The organism is Pseudomonas sp. 5.2 (assembly GCF_059025405.1).
In genome coordinates, this window is sequence record NZ_JBYBHH010000008.1 from 160,820 (window position 1) to 184,927 (window position 24,108).

Annotated in this window: 21 protein-coding genes and 5 tRNA genes; 5 read left to right on the top strand and 21 right to left on the bottom strand. The window is 62.0% G+C overall.

Going from position 1 to position 24,108, the window contains the following annotated elements:
- Window positions 1-208 precede the first annotated feature (208 nt).
- The 4 genes from abaF to AC5PZ0_RS14635 all read left to right on the top strand — a co-directional run bounded on the left by abaF (window position 209) and on the right by AC5PZ0_RS14635 (window position 3,770).
- Entirely contained in the window at window positions 209-1,582 is a 1,374-nt protein-coding gene (gene abaF, locus AC5PZ0_RS14620) for a fosfomycin efflux MFS transporter AbaF (protein WP_099430119.1), read from the top strand.
- 37 nt (window positions 1,583-1,619) lie between these two features.
- Window positions 1,620-2,564: a dihydrodipicolinate synthase family protein gene (locus AC5PZ0_RS14625; RefSeq protein ID WP_420876197.1), complete on the top strand. Its 945-nt coding sequence runs from the start codon at window positions 1,620-1,622 to the stop codon at window positions 2,562-2,564.
- Window positions 2,565-2,703: 139 nt separating this feature from the next.
- On the top strand, window positions 2,704-3,444 hold the full coding sequence (locus AC5PZ0_RS14630; RefSeq protein ID WP_027593073.1) for an AzlC family ABC transporter permease: 741 nt from the start codon (window positions 2,704-2,706) through the stop codon (window positions 3,442-3,444).
- Window positions 3,444-3,770: an AzlD domain-containing protein gene (locus tag AC5PZ0_RS14635; RefSeq protein ID WP_099430121.1), complete on the top strand. Its 327-nt coding sequence runs from the start codon at window positions 3,444-3,446 to the stop codon at window positions 3,768-3,770. Before AC5PZ0_RS14630 ends, AC5PZ0_RS14635 begins: the two co-directional genes overlap by 1 nt.
- 69 nt (window positions 3,771-3,839) lie before the next feature.
- Here the strand turns inward: AC5PZ0_RS14635 and AC5PZ0_RS14640 are convergent.
- Both AC5PZ0_RS14640 and phnN read right to left on the bottom strand, forming a co-directional pair.
- A tRNA-Arg gene (locus AC5PZ0_RS14640) sits at window positions 3,840-3,916 on the bottom strand.
- 121 nt (window positions 3,917-4,037) lie between these two features.
- Window positions 4,038-4,634: a phosphonate metabolism protein/1,5-bisphosphokinase (PRPP-forming) PhnN gene (gene phnN / locus AC5PZ0_RS14645; protein WP_274885231.1), complete on the bottom strand. Its 597-nt coding sequence runs from the start codon at window positions 4,632-4,634 to the stop codon at window positions 4,038-4,040.
- Window positions 4,635-4,981: 347 nt separating this feature from the next.
- Here phnN and AC5PZ0_RS14650 point away from each other — a divergent pair, with 347 nt between their 5' ends.
- Complete coding sequence (locus AC5PZ0_RS14650; protein ID WP_003254499.1) at window positions 4,982-5,308, top strand: Arc family DNA-binding protein; 327 nt, start codon at window positions 4,982-4,984, stop codon at window positions 5,306-5,308.
- 191 nt (window positions 5,309-5,499) lie between these two features.
- Here AC5PZ0_RS14650 and mgtE read toward each other — a convergent pair whose 3' ends face one another.
- The 19 genes from mgtE to AC5PZ0_RS14745 all read right to left on the bottom strand — a co-directional run bounded on the left by mgtE (window position 5,500) and on the right by AC5PZ0_RS14745 (window position 24,097).
- Window positions 5,500-6,942, bottom strand: coding sequence for a magnesium transporter (gene mgtE, locus AC5PZ0_RS14655; protein ID WP_027593075.1), 1,443 nt, complete (start codon window positions 6,940-6,942; stop codon window positions 5,500-5,502).
- 377 nt (window positions 6,943-7,319) lie between these two features.
- Window positions 7,320-7,396, bottom strand: a tRNA-Arg gene (locus AC5PZ0_RS14660).
- 72 nt (window positions 7,397-7,468) lie between these two features.
- A tRNA-Arg gene (locus AC5PZ0_RS14665) sits at window positions 7,469-7,545 on the bottom strand.
- Window positions 7,546-7,617: 72 nt separating this feature from the next.
- Window positions 7,618-7,694, bottom strand: a tRNA-Arg gene (locus tag AC5PZ0_RS14670).
- Window positions 7,695-7,801: 107 nt separating this feature from the next.
- A tRNA-Ser gene (locus AC5PZ0_RS14675) sits at window positions 7,802-7,892 on the bottom strand.
- Window positions 7,893-7,964: 72 nt separating this feature from the next.
- The gene (gene csrA, locus AC5PZ0_RS14680; protein WP_003254503.1) at window positions 7,965-8,153 is read right to left on the bottom strand and encodes a carbon storage regulator CsrA; all 189 of its coding nucleotides are present in this window, start codon (window positions 8,151-8,153) and stop codon (window positions 7,965-7,967) included.
- 159 nt (window positions 8,154-8,312) lie between these two features.
- Window positions 8,313-9,548, bottom strand: a complete 1,236-nt coding sequence (locus AC5PZ0_RS14685; RefSeq protein WP_027593076.1) for an aspartate kinase — start codon at window positions 9,546-9,548, stop codon at window positions 8,313-8,315.
- Between the two features lie 84 nt (window positions 9,549-9,632).
- The gene (gene alaS, locus AC5PZ0_RS14690) at window positions 9,633-12,257 is read right to left on the bottom strand and encodes an alanine--tRNA ligase (RefSeq protein ID WP_085272489.1); all 2,625 of its coding nucleotides are present in this window, start codon (window positions 12,255-12,257) and stop codon (window positions 9,633-9,635) included.
- 393 nt (window positions 12,258-12,650) lie between these two features.
- Window positions 12,651-13,658: a succinylglutamate desuccinylase gene (astE, locus tag AC5PZ0_RS14695; RefSeq protein ID WP_493855274.1), complete on the bottom strand. Its 1,008-nt coding sequence runs from the start codon at window positions 13,656-13,658 to the stop codon at window positions 12,651-12,653.
- Between the two features lie 10 nt (window positions 13,659-13,668).
- Window positions 13,669-13,959: a hypothetical protein gene (locus tag AC5PZ0_RS14700; protein ID WP_027593079.1), complete on the bottom strand. Its 291-nt coding sequence runs from the start codon at window positions 13,957-13,959 to the stop codon at window positions 13,669-13,671.
- 14 nt (window positions 13,960-13,973) lie between these two features.
- Window positions 13,974-15,323, bottom strand: coding sequence for an N-succinylarginine dihydrolase (gene astB / locus AC5PZ0_RS14705; protein ID WP_274885209.1), 1,350 nt, complete (start codon window positions 15,321-15,323; stop codon window positions 13,974-13,976).
- Window positions 15,324-15,346: 23 nt separating this feature from the next.
- Window positions 15,347-16,810, bottom strand: coding sequence for a succinylglutamate-semialdehyde dehydrogenase (gene astD / locus AC5PZ0_RS14710; RefSeq protein WP_238215455.1), 1,464 nt, complete (start codon window positions 16,808-16,810; stop codon window positions 15,347-15,349).
- The gene (astA, locus tag AC5PZ0_RS14715; protein ID WP_493855250.1) at window positions 16,811-17,839 is read right to left on the bottom strand and encodes an arginine N-succinyltransferase; all 1,029 of its coding nucleotides are present in this window, start codon (window positions 17,837-17,839) and stop codon (window positions 16,811-16,813) included. It abuts the gene before it with no gap.
- Window positions 17,840-17,925: 86 nt separating this feature from the next.
- On the bottom strand, window positions 17,926-18,945 hold the full coding sequence (gene aruF / locus AC5PZ0_RS14720; RefSeq protein ID WP_027593083.1) for an arginine/ornithine succinyltransferase subunit alpha: 1,020 nt from the start codon (window positions 18,943-18,945) through the stop codon (window positions 17,926-17,928).
- Between the two features lie 142 nt (window positions 18,946-19,087).
- Complete coding sequence (locus AC5PZ0_RS14725; protein WP_027593084.1) at window positions 19,088-20,308, bottom strand: aspartate aminotransferase family protein; 1,221 nt, start codon at window positions 20,306-20,308, stop codon at window positions 19,088-19,090.
- Between the two features lie 532 nt (window positions 20,309-20,840).
- Window positions 20,841-21,821: a transcriptional regulator ArgR gene (argR, locus tag AC5PZ0_RS14730; protein ID WP_027593085.1), complete on the bottom strand. Its 981-nt coding sequence runs from the start codon at window positions 21,819-21,821 to the stop codon at window positions 20,841-20,843.
- A 104-nt stretch (window positions 21,822-21,925) separates the two neighbouring features.
- On the bottom strand, window positions 21,926-22,690 hold the full coding sequence (aotP, locus tag AC5PZ0_RS14735; RefSeq protein WP_027593086.1) for an arginine/ornithine transport ATP-binding protein AotP: 765 nt from the start codon (window positions 22,688-22,690) through the stop codon (window positions 21,926-21,928).
- A 22-nt stretch (window positions 22,691-22,712) separates the two neighbouring features.
- Window positions 22,713-23,411 carry an ABC transporter permease gene (locus AC5PZ0_RS14740; protein WP_027593087.1) on the bottom strand — a complete coding sequence of 233 codons (699 nt, stop codon included), beginning with the start codon at window positions 23,409-23,411 and terminating at the stop codon, window positions 22,713-22,715.
- Window positions 23,408-24,097, bottom strand: a complete 690-nt coding sequence (locus AC5PZ0_RS14745) for an ABC transporter permease (RefSeq protein ID WP_027593088.1) — start codon at window positions 24,095-24,097, stop codon at window positions 23,408-23,410. The genes AC5PZ0_RS14740 and AC5PZ0_RS14745 overlap by 4 nt, the downstream gene beginning before the upstream one ends.
- Window positions 24,098-24,108 lie beyond the last annotated feature (11 nt).

The following is a 24,108-nucleotide window of genomic DNA, read 5'->3' on the forward strand; positions in this document are numbered from 1 at the left end:
GTAATAGCCCCGTAAATCTCCGCCGACAGCACCGGCCTCTTCGCAGCACAAAGCTGCTCCTACACGCCATGCCGAGACCGGCCTGTTTGGCTTCGTTTTTGCTTATCTAGATATCGTATACGAAATACCATATAAGGAATGCACGGCACCCAATCGATGCCGAACTGCCTACTCCTTCTTCCAATAATACGTATCGGAGTGCAAAACGATGGCCACACCCTCAACGGCGGCATCAGTGAATGCCGTGAACACAGCAGACAAGGCGCCTGCGGGCATCAAACGTGTGGTGGCAGCCGCGATGGCGGGCGCTGTTGCCGAGTGGTACGAGTTCTTTCTCTATGGCACAGCATCGGCCTTGGTGTTCGGCCAGCTGTTCTTCCGCCAGACCGGCAGTGCGATGGACGGCATCATCGCGGCTTTCGCCCTTTACGCCGTGGGCTTTCTCGCACGCCCCATCGGCGGCTTGGTGTTTGGCCACTACGGCGACAAGGTCGGCCGCAAGCACTTGCTACAGATCAGCCTGATCGTCGTCGGGGTGACCACCTTCCTGATGGGCTGCTTGCCCACCTTCGAACGCATCGGTTACGCCGCCCCCATCTTGCTGGTGGTACTGAGGTTGATCCAGGGCTTTGCCTTTGGCGGTGAATGGGGCGGCGCGGTATTGCTGGTGTCCGAACACAGCCCGGATAACCGCCGCGGCTTCTGGGCCAGCTGGCCGCAAGCCGGCGTGCCAGCAGGCAACCTGATTGCCACGGTCATCCTCCTGCTGCTCTCCACCAACCTGACCGAAGCGCAGTTCCTGGACTGGGGTTGGCGCGTTGCGTTCTGGTTCTCGGCGGTGGTCGTGCTGATTGGCTACTGGATCCGTACCCGGGTCGACGATGCGCCCATCTTCAAAGAAGCCCAGGCCCGCCAGCAGTTGATGGAAAGCCAGCAGCTGGGCGTGGTCGAGGTGGTCACCAAATACTGGCGCGAGGTGCTGATCGGCATTGGTGCGCGGTTTGCCGAAAACATTCTGTACTACATCGTCGTCACCTTCTCCATCACCTACCTCAAACTGGTGGTGCACAAGGACACGTCGCAGATCCTGCTGTTGATGTTTGGCGCTCACCTGCTGCACTTCTTCATGATCCCGTTCATGGGCTACCTCTCGGACATCATCGGGCGCAAGCCTGTGTACCTGATCGGCGCCGTGCTCACCGCGTTCTGGGGGTTCATCGGCTTCCCGATGATGGACACCGGCAACAACTGGCTGATCATGGCCGCCATCACCCTGGGGCTGGCCATCGAGTCGATGACCTACGCGCCCTACTCCGCCCTGATGGCCGAGCTGTTCCCCACCCATGTGCGCTACACCGCCCTGTCGCTGTGCTACCAGGTCGCGCCAATCCTCGCCGGCTCGCTGGCCCCGCTGATCGCGGTGACCCTGCTCAAGGAATACAACAGCTCCACACCGATCGCCTGGTACCTGGTGGCCTCCGCCGTGATCTCGATCATTGCCGTCGCCGGTGCCAGGGAGACACGCGGCAAATCACTGCGGGCGGTGGACGAAGAGTCCGTGGCGCGCACTGCCAAGCGCTGACCGACCAACAAGAACGACAACTCTCGAGGTAATGACCATGAGCAACATCTTCACCGGCACCATCCCCGCACTGATGACCCCTTGCACCCCGGACCGCAAACCGGACTTCGACGCACTGGTACGCAAAGGCCGCGAGCTGATAGACGCCGGCATGAGCGCCGTGGTGTATTGCGGCTCCATGGGCGACTGGCCGCTGCTGACCGAGGCCGAGCGCCAGGAAGGCGTGGCCCGCCTGGTCGCCGCCGGCATCCCGACCATCGTTGGCACCGGCGCGGTCAATTCCCGCGAAGCCGTGGCCCATGCCGCCCATGCCGCCAAAGTCGGCGCCCAGGGCTTGATGGTGATCCCCCGCGTGCTGTCCCGCGGCGCCTCGGCGGTAGCCCAAAAGGCCCACTTCAAGGCCATTCTCGACGCTGCCCCTCAGCTGCCGGCGGTGATCTACAACAGCCCGTACTATGGTTTCGCGACCCGCGCCGACCTGTTTTTCGACCTGCGCCGCGAACACCCGAACCTGATCGGCTTCAAGGAATTCGGCGGCGGTGCCGACCTGCGCTATGCCGCAGAATTCATCACCTCCAAAGATGACGACGTGACCTTGATGGTGGGCGTCGATACCCAGGTGGTGCACGGTTTCGTCAACTGCAATGCCACCGGCGCCATCACCGGCATCGGCAATGCCCTGCCGCGCGAAGTGCTGCACCTGGTCGCGCTGGCCAAACGCGCAGCCAAAGGCGATGCAAAAGCTCGCCGGCTGGCCGGCGAGCTGGAAGCGGCCCTGGCCGTGCTGTCGTCGTTCGATGAAGGCTGCGACCTGGTCCTGTACTACAAGCACCTGATGGTGCTCAATGGCGACCAGGAATACGCCCTGCACTTCAACGAAAGCGATGCATTGAGCGACGCCCAACGCCGCTATGCCGAACAGCAGTACGCGTTGTTCCGCACCTGGTACGCCGATTGGTCCGCGGCCAACAACATAGACTGACCGCGCTGATCCATCGCTGAGCAATGCCCCCTTCCTCTGGCAGGGGGCGACACCTTGAACACGCAGCCATTGCGGGCAACTTTCACGCGCATTACCTTGGGAGCGAGCATCCCCTCCCGTACACCGTCAAGGAATTCAAATGCCGTACCCCAGCGCGACCCAAGCGTTCAGACAGGGCGCCCACAGCGTCCTGCCATTGACCTCCGGGGTCGTACCCTTTGGTTTGATCACGGGGGTCACCGCCATCGGCATGGGCCTGTCGCCCGCCGATGCCATCGGCATGACGCTGCTGTTCTATTCAGGCTCCGCGCAGATGGTAGTGATGCAATTGATGCAAAGCGGCGCCCTGCCGGTGACGATGGTAGTCACGGCGCTGGTGATCAACCTTCGCTTCCTGATGTACAGCGCCAGCCTCGCCCCGCACCTGAGCCACCTGCCACGGCGCCACAAATGGCCGATGGCCTACCTGCTTTCCGACCAATCCTTTGCCTTGTGCTCATTGAAGATGTCTTCAGGCGAGCTCGGGCGCTTCGCCTTTCACTACTACGCTGGCACGGCGATTACCATGTGGTTTGGCTGGAACCTTTCGGTGCTTGCCGGCATGTACCTGGGCGCGGGTATCCCCGAAGACTGGTCGCTGGGCTTTGCCATCCCTTTGTCGTTCCTGGCGCTGCTGATCCCCAGCATCCGTAACCGGGCGACGCTCGGCGCCGCGCTGACCGGCGGGCTGCTCGCGGTGCTGGCGGTCGACCTGCCTTATAACCTGGGCCTGTTGGCGGGTGCATTGGGTGGGATCATCGCCGGCTTGACCCTCGAGAACCTGCAGAAAACAAAACCCGTACAGCCCGTGGCGGATGAACACATCGAGCAGGACGCATGATGAGCGAAATGAGCCAGTGGATTACCTTCCTGCTGATCGGCCTGGGCACCTTCGCGGTCCGGTTGTCGTTCATCGAGTTCTACACCGTGCTGCGCATCCCGCCGCTGTTTCGCCGCGCGTTGGCCTATGTGCCAGCCAGCGTGCTGGCTGCACTGGTGCTGCCGGCCGTGGTGTTCCCTGACCGGCACGCCGACTTCGACTGGATGAACCCGCAAATTCCCGCCGCGATACTGGCGGGCCTAGTGGCCTGGCGTACGCGCAGCACGCTGTTGACGCTGGGCGTGGGCATGGGCGCGCTGTGGGCATTGAAGCACTGGGGGCTGTAGGCAAAGCGCGCGCACGTCTGCCGACAAAAGCGTCGGAGGGCGATGAAGGTGTGGGATCGTTTTGAAGAATGGCGTCCCAGGCAGGAATTGAACCTGCAACCTTCCCCTTAGGAGGGGGATGCTCTATCCAATTGAGCTACTGAGACGCAAGAACCGGGCAGTGAACACTGCACGGTTGGACGGCCAGCATGTTAACCAGCATGCTGCCGTTTGTCATGCTGCAACAGGCCTTTTTCACGTAATCCTTTTCTGCGGTTCCGTGGCTGGTTAGTCCAGGTACGGAATCACGCCTTCATCATGAAGCAGTTTGAACAACCCGGTAACCGCTGCCTCGAGCGTAGTGGAATTGTCCAGCACATGCACAGCAGGGTCATCGAAGGCTTGCAGCCCCGCATTACGCGCCAACCGCTGTTCGATCTCGTCCGGGGTTTCCCTGCCTCTGGCCAGCAAGCGCTGGCGCAATACCTGGGGCTTCACATCAATGAGCACTGCCAGAAGATCCGGGTACCGCCGCCGCGCTTCAGCCAGATAGGCACGAGAGCCGTTCACCAGCACCGCGCTGCCCGCTTCCAGCCATTGATCAACGTGCTGCGCGATCCCGTAGTTCAGCCCATTGGCTTGCCAATGCATGGCAAAGGCACCCTGCGCACGCATCGCTTCGAACTGTTGGGCAGTGACGCCTTGGGCTGCTTCGCCCTTGGCTTCGGCCGAGCGCGTGATGATGCGGCGAGCAATTTTTACCCCGGCAGCAGTGAGTTGCTCGCGCGCGGCATCGATCAGGGAATCTTTCCCTGAACCCGACGGTCCTATCAGAAATATCAGGCGGCCTGTCGCTGATCGCCGTGCGCTTGCGTCATGTTGCATAGCCACTATGCTCTATGGAAGGAAACCCGCGCATTCTAGGAGTTTTCTTGGCCTTTTGCTGCGTTTTACCAGTTTTTGACGGCAGAAGACTGACGGCGGGACAAGTCGGAGCATGTAAAACTTTTCAAACCAGTGCTCATTTCTGATAATTGGTACTGGCAGAAAGCCTTTACCGGGCTCACTATTTGTCACAGAATTGACGCCAAGGAAACGGCGACCATGAGGCAAGATGAGCATCCAATTTTCCACGAGGGTTGAACATTTTGTTGTCGCCACGGTCGTATTTCCACCCCGTGCGGCCAATTTGAGAACCGCGTCCCCTGAACCAGTAAATCCGGTCAATTTATATGCGCCCAATGAAACAGGCTATTTACTCCAGCCGCACCGCTGACAAGTTTGTCGTCCGCCTGCCAGATGGGATGCGTGAGCGCATTGCCGAGGTAGCGCGCAACCATCACCGCAGCATGAACTCCGAGATCATCGCGCGCCTGGAACAGAGCCTTATCCAGGAAGGCGCGTTGGGTGACGAGCTGAGCATGCGCCTGGACAGCCCTGAACTGTCCCTGCATGAGCGCGAGTTGCTGCAACGCTTCCGCCAACTGTCCCACCGCCAGCAGAACGCTCTGGTCGCCCTCATCGCTCACGATGTAGAAATGGCCGCCGACGCTTCCTGAAGGTTGCCAGCGAACACAAAAAAGCCAGCGTAAGCTGGCTTTTTTATTGTTCGTCACATCATCAACAATCGCCTGTAGGAGCAGCCTTGCGCTGCGAAGAGGCCAGTGACAACACCATGAATGTTGGCTGCTATCAGGGCCTCTTCGCAGCACAAGGCTGCTCCTACAGGCCATGGGCTGGCCCCCACGAATTAGAGCAGGAACAGCGTCGCCAAGCCCAGGAAGATGAAGAACCCGCCGCTGTCGGTCACCGCCGTGATCATCACGCTGGAGCCCATCGCCGGATCGCGCCCCAGGCGTGTCAGGGTCATCGGGATCAACACCCCCATCAACGCTGCCAACAGCAGGTTCAAGGTCATAGCCGCGGTCATCACCAGGCCCAACGACCAACTGCCATACAGCCAGAACGCCACCGCACCGATCACGCCACCCCAGATCAAGCCGTTGAGCAACGATACGGCCAGCTCCTTGCGCATCAGGCGGCTGGTATTGCCCGGCGACACCTGGTCCAGCGCCATCGCACGCACGATCATGGTGATGGTCTGGTTGCCGGAGTTACCACCGATACCCGCCACGATCGGCATCAAGGCGGCCAGTGCCACCAGCTTCTCGATCGAACCCTCGAACAGGCCGATCACCCGCGAAGCCAGGAATGCAGTAATCAGGTTGATGGCCAGCCACGCCCAGCGGTTGCGCAGCGAACGCCAGACCGAGGCGAAGATGTCTTCTTCTTCGCGCAGGCCGGCCATGTTCAGCACTTCGCTTTCGCTCTCCTCACGGATCAGGTCGACCATTTCGTCAATGGTCAGACGGCCGATCAGGCGATCGCTCTTGTCCACCACCGGGGCGGATACCAGGTCGTAACGTTCGAAGGCTTGAGCCGCGTCGTAGGCATCTTCCTCGGGGTGGAAGGACACAGGGTCGGTCGCCATGACCTCTGCCACCTTCTTGTCCGGGTCGTTGACCAGCAGGCGCTTGATGGGCAGCACGCCCTTGAGAATGCCGTCATAGTCGACCACGAACAGTTTGTCGGTGTGGTTAGGCAGCTCTTTCAGGCGGCGCAGGTAGCGCAATACGACTTCGAGGCTGACGTCTTCGCGGATGGTGACCATCTCGAAGTCCATCAACGCACCGACCTGCTCCTCGTCGTAGCTCAGCGCCGAACGCACACGCTCGCGTTGCTGGGCATCGAGGGTTTCCATCAACTCGTGAACGACGTCGCGCGGCAGCTCGGGTGCCAGGTCGGCCAGTTCGTCGGCGTCCATTTCCTTGGCAGCGGCGAGCAGCTCGTGATCGTCCATGTCGGCGATCAGCGATTGGCGAACCGAATCGGATACTTCAAGCAGGATGTCGCCGTCGCGGTCCGAGCGCACCAGCTGCCAGACCGTCAGGCGGTCTTCCAGGGGCAATGCTTCGAGGATGTAGGCGACGTCGGCGGGGTGCAGGTCATCGAGCTTGCGCTGCAGCTCAACGAGGTTCTGGCGGTGGACGAGGTTTTCGACCAGGTCGTGATGAGCACCCTCCTGGCGGTGGGTGAGGTCTTCGACGACGCGCTGGCGCTGCAGCAGTTCAACCACCTGAGCCAGGCGATCCTGCAGGCTCTCTTGCGCTTTCTTTACTTCTACTTCAGTCATAGGCGAACTCCACTCCCAGCAGCGGAGCACGCCGGGGGAATCAATCGGTCAGATCTTTCTGTATGAATCTTGTTAGGGAGTAACTACTGGGTAAGTCCATGGTGGTATTCCACAAGCCCCGGCGGGGCTGACGGGCGCAATCATACACTGCCTAAGCTGTCAGATCGCTTAAATTTTTGGCCAGAACAATCGTTTGCGAGATAAAGCTAGGACAACGCTCGAAGCTATCTGTGCGACGGCGCAAGCAAAAGAAAAAACACAGATGCCGCGCAAAAGATTATCGGGCCGGTTTATGTGCAGTCTAGCGGGCATCACTGAGAAACAGTGAACGGGAGAAAACAAAAAGCCCGCTCATTTGAGCGGGCTTCTTGATTGTATGGCGGACTCAGCAGGATTCGAACCTGCGACCGCTCGGTTCGTAGCCGAGTACTCTATCCAGCTGAGCTATGAGTCCGTGGTCGGTATTTTTAGGCCAGGTTACCACTGGCTTGTTGAAGCGTCTTTGCAAGCAGAGCCACTTCAAAAGTGGCGGACTCAGCAGGATTCGAACCTGCGACCGCTCGGTTCGTAGCCGAGTACTCTATCCAGCTGAGCTATGAGTCCGTGGTTGGTAGTTTTAGACCAGATTACCACTGGTTGTTTGAAGTAGCCTTGTAAGCAAAGCCACTTCAAAAGTGGCGGACTCAGCAGGATTCGAACCTGCGACCGCTCGGTTCGTAGCCGAGTACTCTATCCAGCTGAGCTATGAGTCCGTGTCTTGCCGCGCATTATAGGTCGCTGAAACATTTTTGCAAGAACTTTTTTCGTTTAATTTCAACTACTTAGCGTTCTTACTGTTTACAGCGGCCTAAGCGAATAATGGCGGTGAAGGGGGGATTCGAACCCCCGATACCCTTATGAGGTATACTCCCTTAGCAGGGGAGCGCCTTCGGCCACTCGGCCACCTCACCGCAACACGAGGCGAATATTAAAGAACCTCTTTCACCTTTGCAACCCTTTTTTTGAAAAAAACTTCAAAAGAATTAAAGGCTTGGCTCCTCGTCCTTCTCTTTCTTGATCCGCAGGTAGATTTCCTCGCGGTGCACAGCCACTTCTTTCGGGGCGCTGACGCCAATACGCACCTGGTTGCCTTTGACGCCAAGCACCGTCACGGTGATCTCGCCGTCTCCAATGATCAGGCTCTCGGCGCACCGGCGAGTCAGAATCAACATAGCTTTCTCCTTACGCAAAACATTCAGGGATAACAGTCTTTGGTATCGGGGCCTGGTCGCGGACGACGACCCAGCCCTGGTTGCCCACCCCGCAGCAGCGCGTGCGTGGCGAGCAGAAACGCGAAGGGCGCGGCAAGCCGCGCCCTTCCAGGCAGCGCCTTACTCGCCCTGTCGGGCAGGAGCGTCCAGTTCGAACGCGGTGTGCAGCGCGCGTACGGCCAGCTCCAGGTACTTCTCTTCGATCACGACCGACACCTTGATCTCGGAGGTGGAGATCATCTGGATGTTGATGCTCTCCTTGGCCAGGGCTTCGAACATGCGGCTGGCAACACCTGCGTGGGAGCGCATGCCAACGCCAACGATCGAGACCTTGGCGATCTTGGTGTCGCCGATCACTTCACGGGCACCGATTTCGCGGGCGGTGTTTTCCAGCACGTTCTGCGCCTTCTCGTACTCGTTGCGGTGTACGGTGAAGGTGAAGTCGGTGGTGTTATCGTGCGCCACGTTCTGCACGATCATGTCGACCTCGATGTTCGAGGCGCTGATCGGGCCGAGGATCTTGAAGGCCACGCCCGGGGTGTCCGGCACGCCGCGAATGGTCAGCTTGGCTTCATCACGGTTGAAGGCGATACCGGAAATGATCGGCTGTTCCATGGATTCCTCTTCATCAATGGTAATGAGGGTACCCGGACCCTCCTTGAAGCTGTGCAGCACGCGCAGCGGGACGTTGTACTTGCCGGCGAACTCCACCGAACGGATCTGCAGCACCTTGGAACCGAGGCTGGCCATTTCCAGCATCTCTTCGAAGGTGATCTTCTCCAGGCGCTGTGCCTGCGGCACCACGCGCGGGTCAGTGGTGTAGACGCCATCGACGTCGGTGTAGATCTGGCACTCGTCAGCCTTGAGCGCCGCCGCCAGGGCTACGCCGGTGGTGTCGGAGCCGCCACGGCCGAGGGTGGTGATGCTGCCGTGCTCGTCGACCCCCTGGAAACCTGCAACCACGACCACACGCCCTTCCTTGAGGTCGGCGCGAATCTTCTGGTCGTCGATCTGCAGGATGCGGGCTTTGTTGTGCGAGCTGTCGGTCAGAATGCGCACCTGGTTACCGGTGTAGGACACCGCTGGCACACCACGCTTGATCAAGGCCATGGTCAGCAGGGCAATAGTGACCTGCTCACCGGTCGACACGATCACATCCAGTTCACGCGGAACCGGCTGATCGGTGATCTGCTTGGCCAGATCGATCAGGCGATTGGTTTCACCGCTCATGGCCGACAGCACGACCACCAGGTCGTCGCCCGCCTCACGGTGTTTCTTGACCTTTTCGGCTACCTGCTCGATCCGCTCGATGGAACCGACAGAGGTGCCGCCAAATTTCTGTACGATCAACGCCATTTCAATGGTGCCTCAGCCCATACAGGGCCCCAAAAAACAATCCAACATGAAGGAGCCGGCGACTAGACCGCCGGCCCCCTCATCTCAAAGTCCCTGCTCTGCGAACGGCACGGCCAGCGCCAGGGCCTGGTCCAGCGCAGCGACGTCGACGCCGCCACCCTGGGCCATGTCCGGACGGCCACCGCCCTTGCCACCCACTGCCGCAGCGGCTTGTTTCATCAGATCGCCAGCCTTGAGTTGGCTGGAGAGGTCCTTGGTCACGCCGGCCACCAGCACGACCTTGCCCTCATGCTCACTGCCCAGCAGGATCACTGCGTGGCCGAGCTTGTTCTTCAGCTGATCGACCAGGGCCAGCAAGGCCTTGCCATCTTGCCCATCCAGGCGAGCGGCAAGCACCTTGGCACCCTTGACCTCAACGGCCGCGTTGGAGAGGTCATCCCCGGCGGCGCTGGCGGCCTTGGCCTGCAGCTGTTCCAGCTGCTTCTCCAGCTGACGGTTGCGCTCGAGCACCGCCGACAGCTTGTCGATCAGGTTGTCACGGTTACCCTTGACCAGTTGCGCGGCTTCCTTCACCTGCTCTTCGGCAGCGTTCAGGTAGGCCAGCGCAGCCGCGCCGGTAACCGCTTCGATACGACGTACCCCAGAGGCCACGCCGCCTTCGCTGATGATCTTGAACAGGCTGATATCGCCAGTGCGCTTGGCATGGATACCCCCGCACAGCTCCACCGAGAAGTCGCCACCCATGCTCAGCACGCGCACGGTATCGCCGTACTTCTCGCCGAACAAGGCCATGGCGCCTTTGCGCTTGGCGGTCTCGATGTCGGTCACCTCGGTCAGCACTTCGGTGTTGCGGCGCACTTCACGGTTGACGATGTCTTCCAGCGCCTTGATCTGCTCTGGCTTGACCGCCTCGAAGTGGCTGAAGTCGAAACGCAGGCGCTGGCTGTCGACCAGCGAGCCCTTCTGCTGTACGTGATCGCCCAGCACCTGGCGCAGCGCTTCGTGCAGCAGGTGAGTGGCCGAGTGGTTCAGCGAGGTGGCGTGCTGCACGTCGGCGTCGACCTTGGCCTCGACCTCGGCACCCACGCTCAATGCACCGCTGGCAACCACACCGTGGTGCAGGAAGGCACCGCCGGTCTTGGTGGTGTCGCGCACGTCAAAGCGCACGGCGCCGGCCTGCAGGAAGCCGCTGTCACCCACCTGGCCGCCGGACTCGGCGTAGAACGGCGTGCGGTCGAGGATCACCACGCCCTGCTCGCCTTCGCCCAACTGCTCGACGGCCTGGCCGTCCTTGTACAGAGCAATGACCTTGGCCTGGCCTTCGGTGGTGGTGTAGCCCAGGAAGTCCGTGGCGGTGTCGACCTTGACCAGGCTGTTGTAGTCCATGCCGAAGGCGCTGGCAGAGCGCGCACGCTCACGCTGAGCGTCCATTTCACGCTCAAAACCGGCTTCGTCGATGGTCAGCTCGCGCTCGCGGGCGATGTCGGCGGTCAGGTCCATGGGGAAGCCGTAGGTGTCGTACAGCTTGAACACCACGTCACCCGGCACCACGTCACCCTGCAGTTGCGCCAGGTCCTGCTCGAGGATGCGCAGGCCTTGCTCCAGGGTCTTGGCGAATTGCTCTTCTTCAGCCTTGAGCACGCGCTCGATATGCGCCTGCTGGCTCTTCAGCTCTGGGAAGGCTTCGCCCATCTCGGCCACCAGTGCGGCAACGATCTGGTAGAAGAAGCTGCCCTTGGCGCCCAGCTTGTTGCCGTGGCGGCAAGCGCGGCGAATGATGCGGCGCAGCACGTAGCCACGGCCTTCGTTGGACGGCAGCACGCCGTCTGCGATCAGGAAGCCGCACGAACGGATATGGTCGGCGACCACTTTCAGCGACGCCTGGCTGTCATTGCTGCAACCGATGGCCTTGGCCGCGGCGCTGAGCAGGTTCTGGAACAGGTCGATCTCGTAGTTCGAGTGAACATGCTGCAGTACCGCACTGACACGCTCCAGGCCCATGCCGGTGTCTACCGAGGGGGCAGGCAGCGGGTGCAGGACGCCATCGGCGGTGCGGTTGAACTGCATGAAGACGTTGTTCCAGATCTCGATGTAGCGGTCGCCGTCTTCTTCCGGCGAGCCGGGTGGGCCGCCCCAGATGTCGGCGCCGTGGTCGTAGAAGATCTCGGTGCAAGGGCCGCACGGGCCGGTATCGCCCATGGTCCAGAAGTTGTCGGACGCGTACGGGGCGCCTTTGTTGTCACCGATGCGCACCATGCGCTCGGCCGGCACGCCGATTTCCTTGGTCCAGATGTCGTACGCTTCGTCATCGGTGGCGTAGACGGTGACCCAGAGCTTTTCCTTCGGCAGGTTCAGCCACTTGTCCGAGGTCAGGAAGGTCCAGGCGTAGGTGATCGCGTCGCGCTTGAAATAGTCGCCGAAGCTGAAGTTGCCCAGCATCTCGAAGAACGTATGGTGACGCGCGGTGTAGCCGACGTTTTCCAGGTCGTTGTGCTTGCCACCGGCGCGTACGCATTTCTGGCTGCTGACGGCGCGGGTGTAGGCGCGCTTTTCCTGGCCGAGGAAGCAGTCCTTGAACTGGTTCATGCCGGCGTTGGTAAACAGCAGGGTCGGGTCATTGCCCGGGATCAGGGAGCTGGAGGCAACTCGGGTGTGTCCCTGCTCTTCGAAGAAGCGAAGGAAGGCTTCACGGATTTCTGCGCTTTTCATAGGTTCTTCCACGGAAACGGCGGCCCTGGTGGGCAAACGCGTCGACGAAACGACGGCAAAGGGCCGCATTATATCGGTCCTGCAAACTCGGTGCAGTGTGTTTATGCGATGGAAAACGTCGAATAGACGGTTTTCAGGCGGTTGCAAACGAAAATGACATGATCGGATGCTAATTGCAGCCTTTCGCCACTGGCAAGCCCATTACGGCCGAAGGGAAGGGAAAATGGAATAGACGGTGAATTAAAAGGTTTTCATGGTGAAACAGGATCCAATAATCCTGCACTTCCGGTAGGCGCAGCCTTGTGCTGCGAAGCGGCCAGTGCAAGCACAATGAATGCTCGCTGCTTGCACTGGCCGCTTCGCAGCACAAGGCTGCTCCTACAAGGAGGGTATTCAGCCTAGGCGCTGGCCCGAATCCGGTACTACCAGAATTCCCGCGCGCAGCCCGTTTTTTACCTTGGGGTTGGGGAAGATGATCCGCGCGCCCTCCTCCTCGACCACCCAGCGCGTTTCGGCCAGGTCTTCGGCCAGCAGGTAACCCTTGCTCAACTCGGAGAAGTTTTCGATATCCGCCGGCAAGTGCAGGTGGAAGTTGTCACTGTGCTTGATGATCTCGCGGGCGACGCTGAACAGTTTCAAGCCCTCCAGCGAGTCGTCAGTCTCAGGCTCGGTGCCTTCGATGATCTGGATCAGGCGCTCTTCCAGCTTGTCGAGGTTGACCTGCTCGTTCTGCCCGAACGGCCGCGCCTTGCCAAGCTCCAGGGTGAACGCCTCGGCGTCGAGCTGCTCGTAAGTGAAGGCGCTGAAGGTAATGGACGACTTGCTCTGCAACAGCACGGCCTCCATACCCGCTGCGGCCAGGCGCGCCAGCTCCCGGCGGGAATGCTTGCGCCCTTCCTTGTAGGGGTACAGGGCAAACTGCTCGATCTTCGAGCCACGGATGGCGGTATGCAGGTCGTAATGCAGGCGGGGGCGGCCCGGCTTGCTGAAGAACACCCGGGCAAACTGTTCAAGCTCGGCGGCGCGCAGCGCCTCGAAACCACTGGACAGCTCGTGGCGACCATTGAACAGGCGGTTGATGTCCTGCTCGACGAAGCGCTCGCCCTTGCGGATGGCCGCCGGGTTGCCGAACAGGAACAACACCCGCGAACGCGGCTTGATCTTGCCATTGGCCACGCCATGCAACAGGCGCTCGAGCAACTCGATCGGCGCCGTTTCGTTACCATGGATACCGGCCGACAGCAGCAGGTCAAGCCCACTGTCCTCATGCTCGGGTGGGCGCACCTCAAGGGCGCCCTCCCCCAGCCAGCGCAAACGCACGCCCTTGGGTGTAACTTGGGTCTTCTCGGCCGGTTCGTGATCGGTCAAGGTCAGCTCAAGCAATTTGCCGAGGGCGAGCATAGGCACTTCCTTAGTGGTGGTGGCCGCAATCAGGGCCATGGACGTGATCGTCGCCATCAGCGGCTTCAGCCAGCTCCATTTCCAGCTGCAGGCTGACCAGGTTGGTAGCCATCGGGCGCAGCAGCAGGTTGGCATACTCGGTGTCGTTTTCATCGACATCCACGCCAATCAGCAACTGGCCGCGGCCGTCCTGCTGAATCCACACTTCCTTGCCTTGCCAGACCACAGCAAAACGGGTGCAGGAGGTTTCCAGCTGGGTGCCGTCTTCGTCTTCGAGGATCAGGCGCAGGGCATCGGTCATTACTTAGTCTCTCTTCAAGGTTGGCGTTGGAACGGATAGACCGAACCCAATTTCAGAATCTGGGTCAACTCATCCAGTGCCGTACGGCATTCGACCAGCAGTTGCGGATCGGCCAGCTCCGCTTCGCCAAGGCGATCGCGGTAATGCTTGTCGACCCATTGCAGCAGGGTGTCGTACAGCGGCGCGGTCATGATAACGCCTGGATTCACCGCCGCCAGTTCCGATTCCTTCAATGCCACGCGCAGACGCAGGCAAGCAGGGCCTCCGCCGTTCTGCATGCTCTGCTTGAGGTCGAACACTTTGACCTCTTTGACCGGGCCGCCCTGCTGGGTCAGTTGTTCCAGGTAGGCCCAGACGCGCTCGTTACTGCGGCACTCTTCCGGCACTACCAGCAGCATGGAGCCGTCGTCACGGCTGAGCAGCTGGCTGTTGAACAGGTACGAACGCACGGCGTCGTCTACTGCCACCGCCGCACGCGGCACACGGATGGCCTGGAAGTTGCCACCCTTGTTGGCCAGTTTAGCTTGCAGCTGGCCAAGCACCGCATCGGTCTCGAGGAAGGCGTCCTCGTGGTAGAACAGCACCTCGCCGTTGCCCACCGAAATCACGTCGTTGTGGAACACGCCCTGGTCGATCACTGCCGGGTTCTGTTGAGCGTAGACCACGCCGTCATCGCGCAGGCCGTGCAGCCGCACCACGGCCTGGGACGCCTCCAGGGTTTGCCGCGCCGGGTACTTCTGCGGCGCAGGGTAGCGGCTGTCGAAGGCGCTTCGGCCGTAGACGAAGAATTCGACGCCCGCCTCACCATAGCTGCGGCAGAAGCGAGTGTGGTTGGCCGCGCCCTCGTCACCGAACTGCGCCACCGCCGGCAATGCCTCGTGGTGGGCGAAGTGCTTGGCATCGGCGAACATCGCCCCCAGCACACGGCTGGTGGTCGGGTGCTCGATGCTGCGGTGGTATTTGCAGTTGAGGTTGGCAGCAGTGAAATGCACGCGGCCATCGGCGGTGTCGGCACTGGGGCTGACCGTGGCAGCGTTGGCCACCCACATGCTTGAGGCCGAGCAGCTGGCCACCAGCAACGGCATGGCCTCCTTGGCGGCGCGCTGGATCACTTCGGCATCGCTGCCAGTGAAGCCCAGGCGGCGCAGCGCAGCCACGTCCGGGCGCTCCTGCGGGGCCAGCACGCCCTGCTTGAAGCCCATGTCGGCCAAGGCCTTCATTTTTGCCAGGCCCTGGCGCGCCGCTTCACGCGGGTTGGACGCCTGCTGGCTGTTGCTTTGCGAAGCCACATTGCCGTAAGACAAGCCGCCATAGTTGTGGGTAGGCCCCACCAGGCCATCAAAATTCACTTCATAGGATTTCATCGGCTAGGCTCCGAGACCGTTTGTTATAGGGTGACGCCCGGCGTCAAGGTTGCCGGCAAGGCGAGGCTGGCGGTCTCCAGCGAAGCCACGGGGTAAGCGCAGTAGTCGGCCGCGTAATAGGCGCTGGCGCGGTGGTTGCCGCTGTTGCCGACACCCCCGAACGGCGCGCTGCTGGCGGCGCCGGTCAACTGTTTGTTCCAGTTGACGATGCCCGCCCGGCTGCGCAGCCAGAAGTACTGGTAACGGGCGCGGGAGTCGGACAGCAGCCCGGCGGCCAGGCCGTACTGGGTGTTGTTGGCCTCATCGATGGCGGCCTCGAAATCGGCGTAGCGAATCACCTGCAGCAACGGGCCGAAGAACTCTTCGTCCGGGCGGTCGGCAACGGCGCTGACATCGAGAATGCCCGGTGTCAGCAACGCGGCATCAGCCTCGGGCTGGGTCATTTCCAGCAACTTCACGGCGCCCTTGCCCACCAGCTCGGCCTGGGCTGCGATCAGCGCCTGCGCTGCCTGCAGCGAAATCACCGAACCCATGAACGGCGCTGGCTGCTGGTCGAAAGCGCCAACGGTGATGCTTTTACACACCTCGACCAGCCGCGTGATCAACGAATCGCCCCACGCCCCTTGCGGCACCAGCAGGCGTCGTGCACAGGTGCAGCGCTGGCCAGCAGAAATGAAGGCCGACTGGATGATGGTGTACACCGCAGCGTCCAGGTCCTTGACCTCGTCCACCAGCAACGGGTTGTTGCCGCCCATCTCCAGCGCGAGGATCTTGTCCGGGCGCCCGGCGAACTGCTGGTGCAACAGGTTGCCAGTGCGGCTGGAGCCGGTGAAGAACAATCCGTCGATACCCGGGTTGGCCGCCAGCGCCACGCCTGTTTCGCGCGCGCCCTGGACCAGGTTGAGCACTCCGGCAGGCAAGCCGGCGGCGATCCAGCAGTTGACCGTCAGTTCGGCCACCTTGGGCGTCAGCTCGCTGGGCTTGAAGACCACGCAGTTACCCGCCAGCAGTGCCGGCACAATGTGCCCATTGGGCAAGTGGCCGGGGAAGTTGTAGGGCCCGAACACCGCCACCACACCGTGGGGCTTGTGCCGCAGCACGGCCGTGGCATCGGCCAGTGGGCCGCTTTTTTCACCGGTGCGCTCGCGGTAGCTCTGTACCGAAATCGCCACCTTGTTGATCATGCTGGTGACTTCGGTCGCCGATTCCCACAGCGGCTTGCCGGTTTCTTCGCCGATGCAATGCGCCAGCGCTTCAGCATGCTGCTTCAGCTGTTCGGCAAACTTTTCCAGCACATCGATACGTGCCTCCAGGCTCAACTGTGCCCAGGCCGGAAAGGTCTGGCGCGCAGCCTTCACGGCAGCGTCAACCTGGCTGGCGTCGGCGCCCTGCCCGTCCCAGACAACGGCCTGGGTCACGGGATTGAGCGATTGCAGGGGTGCTCCCTGGCCGGCCTGCCAGTGGCCGGCAATGTAATGCGTGGTCATTTACTGGGCCTCCCGGCTTGCCGACAGCGGCACGGCACGCACGTTGTCGCCAGCCCCCATGCGCAGGCGCTTGGCGGTCAGCGGGTCGACCACCAGGGTGCCAGCCGCCAGGCGTGCAGGCGCGGCCGTGATGCGGCAGTCGTCGCGTTTGCGGTTGTGGATGATGTAAGGGGTGGCGTCATCGCCCGGGGTACCGACCGCCAGCACCAGGGTCTGGCTTTCGCGCACGGCACGAATCTTCGCGGTCTCGCACTCGATGGCGGGGCCTGCGTCGAAGATGTCGACATAGCCCTGGTAGCTGAAACCTTCCTGCTTGAGCATGGCCAGCGCAGGCTCGGTGTCGGTGTGCACACGCCCGATCACGTTGCGCGCGGTTTCGGAGAGGAAGCAGGTGTACAGCGGGAACTTGGGCATCAGCTCGGCGATGAACGACTTGTTGCCCACCCCGGTCAGGTAGTCGGCCTGGCTGAACTCCATCTTGAAGAAGTGCCGGCCCAGGCTTTCCCAGAACGGCGAGCGACCCTGCTCGTCGGACATGCCGCGCATCTCGGCAATGATCTTCTTGCCGAACAGCTCCGGGAACTCGGCGATGAACAACATCCGCGCCCGCGACAGCAAGCGGCCATTGAGGCCGGAACGGTAGTCACTGCGCAAAAACAACGAGCACAGCTCGGAGTTGCCGGTCAGGTCGTTGGCCAGGAACAGGGTGGGGATCTCGCGGTAGATGTTCAGCTCCTGCGAGGCGCTGACGGTGAGCCCGACCCGGTAGTTGTACCAAGGCTCACGCAGGCCGACGGCCCCGGCGATTGCACTGATGCCCACCACCAGGCCCTCGTCGTTTTCCAGCACGAACAGGTAGTCGGTATCGCCCCGCTCGGCTTCGCCACGGAAGCTCTTCTCGGCCCAGCCCACGCGATGCCCAAGGCGCTCTTCATTGGCTGGCAGCGTGGTCAGCCCGGTGGTACCGGTGCTGCGAGCCAATTCGATCAGCGCGGGTAAATCGCTGCTGCGTACGGGACGAACGATCATGCTATCTCCTTGAGCGGCGACCTCTGCCACCGCGAAACGCTTCGTTTCGAGCTTGCTGTTTCGAGCTGCCTGCGCAGGCTCACGCCTTAGACGGCAACCAGCCGCACGCTTGCACCCTCACCGACCCCCAGGGCCTCGGCTGCGTCGCGCCCCAGGCTGACCGGCTTGCCGGGCACCCAGTCGAGTTCCAGCAACACCGCGCGGTAGTCCTGCAACTGGCCGTTGCACACCAGGTACGGGCGCCCCCCCTTGGCCGGGGCCTCCTCCAGCTTGACCGGTACTACACGGCTCTGGGCAATCGAGCGGATGCCCGAAGCCCGTGCGTGCAAGGTCGGCCCGCCGTCGAAGATGTCGATGTAGTGCTCGGTCTCAAAGCCTTCACGCATCAGGATGTCGAAGGTGATCTGCGCCCGCGGATGCACTTGGCCCATGGCCTCCTGGGCTTCGTCGGGCAGCAGCGGCACGTAGATCGGGTAGTGGGGCATCAGTTCGGCCAGGAAGGTACGGCTCTTCAGCCCGCACAGGCGCTCGGCATGGGCGTAGTTGAGGTCGAAGAAGTTGCGGCCTATGGCATCCCAGAAGGGCGACTCGCCCTGATCGTCGCTGTAGCCCACGATCTCGGTCACCACCGAATCGGCAAAACGCTCCGGGTGCGAGGCCATGAACAGCAGGCGGCCACGCGAGTTGAGCTCGGCCCAGCCGCTGCCGACCAATTCGGGCAGCACGTAGAAGCTGGTCAGCAAGCTGTTGCCAGTCAGGTCGTGGCACAGCGAGAGAACGTGGATCTTGTTGTGGATCTTCAGCTCGCGCGAGGCGTGCACGAAGGTCTCGTTACGGAAACTGTAGAACGGCTCGGAGTAACCGGCCGAGGCGACGATGGCCGAGCAGCCGGCAAGCTTGCCGGTGTCGCTGTCTTCGAGCACGAAGAAGTAGCTTTCTTCGCCATTGAAGCTGACCTCGGCGGCGAAGGAGGTTTCCGACGCGGCGATCTTGTCGCCCAGACGGGCAGTATCGTCCGGCAGCGAGGTGACACCAATGGGGCTGTCGGCAGCCATGCGCTGCACTTCGTTCAGGTCAGCCATTTGCGCGGGGCGCATCACCAGCATGGTGTCACTCCTTTGGTAAAGCGGGCCGTTCGTGACGGCACGAAAAAACGGCGGGCGCGTGATTGAAACGGCAAGCACGCGCCCGCACTGGAATTCAGCTATCGCCGGCCCGCTAAGGGCCGGCGAAGGGACCGCAGGCGAATCAGCCTTGGGTCAGTTTGGCCACGGCGCGCTCGAAGCGGTCCAGGCCTTCATCGATGTCGGCGTCTTCAACCACCAGGCTAGGCGCGAAACGCACCACGTCCGGGCCGGCCTGCAGCACCATCACACCTTCTTTCTCGGCGGCGTTGAGCACGTCCTTGGCCTTGCCCTGCCAGGCGTCGGTCAGCACGCAACCGATCAGCAGGCCGACGCCACGCACCTGGGAGAACAGGCCGTACTGCTGGCCGATCTGCTCCAGGCGGGTTTTGAAACGCGTGTGCTTGGCCTTGATGCCGGCCAAGGTTTCAGGGGTGTTGATCACGTCCAGGACGGCGCAGGCGACGGCGCAACCCAGCGGGTTACCGCCATAGGTGGTGCCGTGGGTGCCGACGGCCAGGTGTTTGGCCAGCTCGGTGGTGGTCAGCATGGCGCCGATTGGGAAGCCGCCACCCAGGCTTTTGGCACTGGTCAGGATATCCGGGGTTACACCGTAGTGCTGGTAAGCGTACAGCGAACCGGTACGGCCAACGCCGGTCTGCACTTCGTCGAAGATCAGCAGGGCATTGTGCTCATCGCACAGCTTGCGTGCGCCTTCCAGGTACGCCTTGTCGGCCGGTACCACACCACTTTCGCCCTGGATCGGTTCGATTACCACGGCGCAGGTCTTGTCGGAAATCTGTGCTTTCAGTGCTTCCAGGTCGTTGTACGGCACATGGCTGATGCCGGTGATCTTCGGCCCGAAGCCATCGGAGTACTTCGGCTGGCCACCGACGCTGACGGTGAACAGGGTACGCCCGTGGAAGCTGTTCACGGTGGCGATGATTTCGTGCTTTTCAGGGCCGAAGCGGTCATGGGCCACGCGACGGGCCAGCTTGAAGGCGGCCTCGTTGGCCTCGGCGCCGGAGTTACAGAAGAAGGCACGGTCGGCAAAGGTCGCGTCTACCAGCTTGTGCGCCAGGCGCAGGGCCGGTTCGTTGGTGAAGACGTTGGACACGTGCCAGAGGGTGTTGGCCTGCTCGGTCAGCGCCTTGACCAGTGCCGGATGGCAGTGACCCAGGGCATTGACGGCGATACCGCCAGCAAAGTCGATCAGCTCGCGACCCGACTGGTCCCAAACCCGGGAACCCTCGCCTCGGACAGGAATGAAGGCCGCCGGCGAATAGTTGGGAACCATGACCTGGTCGAAATCGGCACGTTGCACCGGGGCTTGCTCAACGGACATCTGAGTCTCCTGAAGAGGAACGCTGGCCTGGAAGTGGCGAGCGATGGGGGGATTGTAAGGACTGATCAGCGCCTGTCCTTGCGGCCAAGCGACAACTTGTTACAGCGCAAAACCCAGTTTTACCCAGGCTTTCGGCAATGCGACAAACACTGTCGCAATCGCGCAGTGTAACGGGAGTGGGTGGCTGGGTGAACGGGTGTTCACACGGAATTGGGCGGGGGGGCGGCGCGGGTGTAGGGCGAAGATGTGGCGGTGGCGCGGAAATCGAGCGCCGCCCGCGCGGCGCTTCGCAGCACAAGGCTGCTCCTACATCTGTTTCGGGCCAGTTACGCCTGTACCTACGCGCGCGACCGCCTTGTTTGTTCCGCACGATATCGAGGTGGACGCCAAAGGGCCGCGCGCCTCTGCCTCAGGACTCATTGGCCCGAAACAGATGTGGGAGCAGCCTTGTGCTGCGAAGCGCCGCGCGGGCGGCGCTCGATTTCGGCGCCACCCTCACCCCCAAGGCATTCGCCCGAACCCAACCAAAATCTCAGCCCTTTTCAGCCGGCGCCGAGCTCAACTCGAACGGGCTGCTGTTACGCCGCTGGTTGCGATCTTCCCGCGGCGTCGCGCCAAAGAAATTGCGGTAGGCACTGGAAAAATGCGGCCCCGAAGAGAACCCGCACGACAAGCCGATCTGGATGATCGACTTGCTGGTCTGCATCAGCATCTGCCGCGCCTTGTTCAGCCGCAACTCGAGGTAATACTGGCTGGGCACGCGGTTCAGGTACTGCTTGAAGATCCGCTCCAACTGCCGACGCGACACGCACACATGCTGGGCGATCTCGTCGGTGGTCAGCGGCTCTTCGATGTTGGCTTCCATCAGCAGCACAGCCTGGGTCAGTTTGGGGTGGCTGGAGCCCAAGCGGTTTTGCAACGGAATGCGCTGACGCTCGCCGCCCTCGCGAATGCGCTCGACCACCAGCTCCTCGGACACCGCACCCGCCAGCTCCGCGCCATGATCACGCGCCAGCACGGCCAGCAACAGGTCGGTCACCGCCATGCCACCACAGGCAGTCAGGCGGTCACGGTCCCAGTCGAACAGGTGGCTGGTAGCGATGACCTTGGGGAAGCGCTCGGCAAAATCATCCTGCCAGCGCCAGTGCACCGCCGCGCGGTAACCGTCGAGCAGGCCAAGCTGCGCCAGCGGATACACACCGGCAGACAAGCCACCGATCATGCAACCACTGCGCGCCAGTTGCTTGAGTGCAGTCGAGAGCACCGAACCCACGGCCTGCGGCGGCTCGTCGGCCAGCAACAAGAGCTTCTGGCACCCTTCGAGGCGGCCATTCCACGGCTCGCCCGGCAGGCGCCAGGCGCCCTCCACCGCCGGCTCGGCCTGCAGAAACGCCAAGTCGTAGACCACATCCGGATGCACCCGCTGGGCCACCTGCAACACTTCCTCGGCCAGCGCCAGGGTCAAGGGCTTGGTGCTGGGCCAGATGAGAAAACCGATTCGCTGGGTGGTCATAGGGTGCGGTCCGAAACCTTGGGGGGCGTTCACGTCAGTGGCACAGGGTCAGGCTGCGCTCGCTGCGCAGCATGCCCTATTCTGGTGCAAAGATGCAGCCTACTTTACTTGAGGCTGCCGGAGAGGAACTGCTTGAGCCGCTCCGATTGCGGGTTGGCCAGCACCTCGCGCGGGCAGCCGGTCTCTTCGACCAGGCCCTTGTGCAGGAACACCAACTGGTTCGACACCTCGCGGGCAAAGCCCATCTCGTGGGTCACCACCACCATGGTCCGGCCTTCCTGGGCCAGCGCCTGCATGACCTTGAGCACATCGCCCACCAGCTCGGGGTCCAGGGCCGAGGTCGGCTCGTCGAACAGCATCACCTCAGGCTCGACGGCCAGGGCACGGGCAATCGCCACGCGCTGCTGCTCACCACCGGACATGTGCCCCGGGAAGGCATCCTTGCGGTGGGCCACACCCACCTTGGCCAGGTAGTACTCGGCCTTTTCCAGGGCCTCTTTCTTGCTCACCCCGAGCACGTGCACGGGGGCTTCGATGACGTTCTCCAACGCGGTCATGTGCGACCACAGGTTGAAATGCTGGAACACCATCGACAGGCGCGAGCGCATGCGCTGCAACTGGCGCGCGTCGGCCGCCTTGAGCGCGCCATCCTTGCCGGCAACCAGTTTCAGCTCTTCGTTATTGAGCAGGATCTTGCCGGCGTGGGGCTGCTCCAGCAGGTTGATGCAGCGCAGGAAGGTTGACTTGCCCGAACCGCTGGAGCCGATGATGCTGATCACATCGCCTGCCTTGGCCGCCAGGGACACGCCCTTGAGCACTTCATGGCTGCCATAGCGCTTGTGCAGGTCTTGGACTTCGAGTTTGTACATGCTGTCGATTCTCACAAAGCGGTCAGTGCTTGCGCGGCGCCAGGTAGCCGAGCCAGCGGCGTTCGGCCATCTTGAACAGGCGCACCAGGATGAAGGTCAGGCACAGGTAGAACACGCCCGCCGTGATGTAGGCCTCGAAAGGCAGGTAGTACTGGGCATTGACCGTGCGCGCCGCACCCGTGATGTCGATCAGGGTGACGATCGACGCCAGGCTGGTGGTCTGCAGCATCATGATCACTTCGTTGCTGTACTGCGGCAATGCCCGGCGCAAGGCCGAGGGCAGCAGGATGCGGCGGTACATCTTGAAGCGCGACATGCCCATGGCCTTGGCCGCTTCGATCTCGCCATGGGGCGTGGCCTTGAGGCTGCCGGCGATGATTTCTGCGGTGTAGGCGCTGGTGTTGACGGCAAAGGCCAGGCAAGCGCAGAAGGTCGCACTGGACAGCAGCGGCCAGAAGATGCTCTCGCGCACCGCTTCGAACTGGGCCAGGCCGTAGTAGATCAGGAACAACTGCACCAGCATCGGCGTACCGCGGATCACATAGGTGTACAACCAGGCGGTGAGGTTCACCAGCGGCTGCTTGGACACCCGCATCAGCCCCAACGGAATCGCCGCGAGCAAACCGAACAACAGCGACAGCGCCAGCAGCTTCAGGGTGGTCAGCAACCCGCCCAAGTACAGCGGCATGGCCTCCCACACCACGTTGTAGTCGAAGATCATAGCTCAACCACCTTGACGCCTACCGAGTAGCGTTTTTCAAGATACTTCAGCGCCAGCAGCGAGACACTGGTCAGCACCAGGTACAGGGCCGCCACCGCCAGGAAGAAGGTGAAGGGTTCACGGGTAGCGTCCGCCGCCTGCTTGGCCTTGAACATCATGTCCTGCAGGCCGACCACCGAAATCAGCGCCGTGGCCTTGGTCAGCACCAGCCAGTTGTTGGTGAAGCCCGGGATGGCCAGGCGGATCATCTGCGGCACCTGGATGCGGAAGAACACCTGACGGTTGCTCATACCATAGGCCACGCCGGCTTCGGCCTGGCCCTTGGGGATGCCGAGGAAGGCGCCGCGGAAGGTTTCCGACAGGTAGGCGCCAAAAATGAAGCCCAAGGTCCCGATACCCGCCGCCAGCGGATTCAGGTCGATGTAGTCTTCGTAGCCGAGCAGCGGCGCTACCCGGTTGATGATGTCTTGCCCGCCGTAGAAGATCAGCAGGATCAGTACCAAGTCCGGAATACCACGGATGACCGTGGCATACATATCGCCCAGCCAAGCCAGCCAGCGCACCGGCGACAAGCGCAGCGCCACACCGATCAGGCCGAGCACGATGGCCAGGGCCATCGACGACAGGGCGAGCTGCAGCGTCAGCCACGCCCCGTCGAGGATGACTGCCCCGTAGCCTTTCAACATGATGAGGTCCT

Coding starts and splice junctions, on each gene's coding strand:
- abaF (WP_099430119.1), top strand. CDS start 209: ATGGCCACACCCTCAACGGCGGCATCAGTGAATGCCGTGAACACAGCA.
- AC5PZ0_RS14625 (WP_420876197.1), top strand. CDS start 1,620: ATGAGCAACATCTTCACCGGCACCATCCCCGCACTGATGACCCCTTGC.
- AC5PZ0_RS14630 (WP_027593073.1), top strand. CDS start 2,704: ATGCCGTACCCCAGCGCGACCCAAGCGTTCAGACAGGGCGCCCACAGC.
- AC5PZ0_RS14635 (WP_099430121.1), top strand. CDS start 3,444: ATGAGCGAAATGAGCCAGTGGATTACCTTCCTGCTGATCGGCCTGGGC.
- phnN (WP_274885231.1), bottom strand. CDS start 4,634: ATGCAACATGACGCAAGCGCACGGCGATCAGCGACAGGCCGCCTGATA.
- AC5PZ0_RS14650 (WP_003254499.1), top strand. CDS start 4,982: ATGCGCCCAATGAAACAGGCTATTTACTCCAGCCGCACCGCTGACAAG.
- mgtE (WP_027593075.1), bottom strand. CDS start 6,942: ATGACTGAAGTAGAAGTAAAGAAAGCGCAAGAGAGCCTGCAGGATCGC.
- csrA (WP_003254503.1), bottom strand. CDS start 8,153: ATGTTGATTCTGACTCGCCGGTGCGCCGAGAGCCTGATCATTGGAGAC.
- AC5PZ0_RS14685 (WP_027593076.1), bottom strand. CDS start 9,548: ATGGCGTTGATCGTACAGAAATTTGGCGGCACCTCTGTCGGTTCCATC.
- alaS (WP_085272489.1), bottom strand. CDS start 12,257: ATGAAAAGCGCAGAAATCCGTGAAGCCTTCCTTCGCTTCTTCGAAGAG.
- astE (WP_493855274.1), bottom strand. CDS start 13,658: ATGCTCGCCCTCGGCAAATTGCTTGAGCTGACCTTGACCGATCACGAA.
- AC5PZ0_RS14700 (WP_027593079.1), bottom strand. CDS start 13,959: ATGACCGATGCCCTGCGCCTGATCCTCGAAGACGAAGACGGCACCCAG.
- astB (WP_274885209.1), bottom strand. CDS start 15,323: ATGAAATCCTATGAAGTGAATTTTGATGGCCTGGTGGGGCCTACCCAC.
- astD (WP_238215455.1), bottom strand. CDS start 16,810: ATGACCACGCATTACATTGCCGGCCACTGGCAGGCCGGCCAGGGAGCA.
- astA (WP_493855250.1), bottom strand. CDS start 17,839: ATGATCGTTCGTCCCGTACGCAGCAGCGATTTACCCGCGCTGATCGAA.
- aruF (WP_027593083.1), bottom strand. CDS start 18,945: ATGCTGGTGATGCGCCCCGCGCAAATGGCTGACCTGAACGAAGTGCAG.
- AC5PZ0_RS14725 (WP_027593084.1), bottom strand. CDS start 20,308: ATGTCCGTTGAGCAAGCCCCGGTGCAACGTGCCGATTTCGACCAGGTC.
- argR (WP_027593085.1), bottom strand. CDS start 21,821: ATGACCACCCAGCGAATCGGTTTTCTCATCTGGCCCAGCACCAAGCCC.
- aotP (WP_027593086.1), bottom strand. CDS start 22,690: ATGTACAAACTCGAAGTCCAAGACCTGCACAAGCGCTATGGCAGCCAT.
- AC5PZ0_RS14740 (WP_027593087.1), bottom strand. CDS start 23,411: ATGATCTTCGACTACAACGTGGTGTGGGAGGCCATGCCGCTGTACTTG.
- AC5PZ0_RS14745 (WP_027593088.1), bottom strand. CDS start 24,097: ATGTTGAAAGGCTACGGGGCAGTCATCCTCGACGGGGCGTGGCTGACG.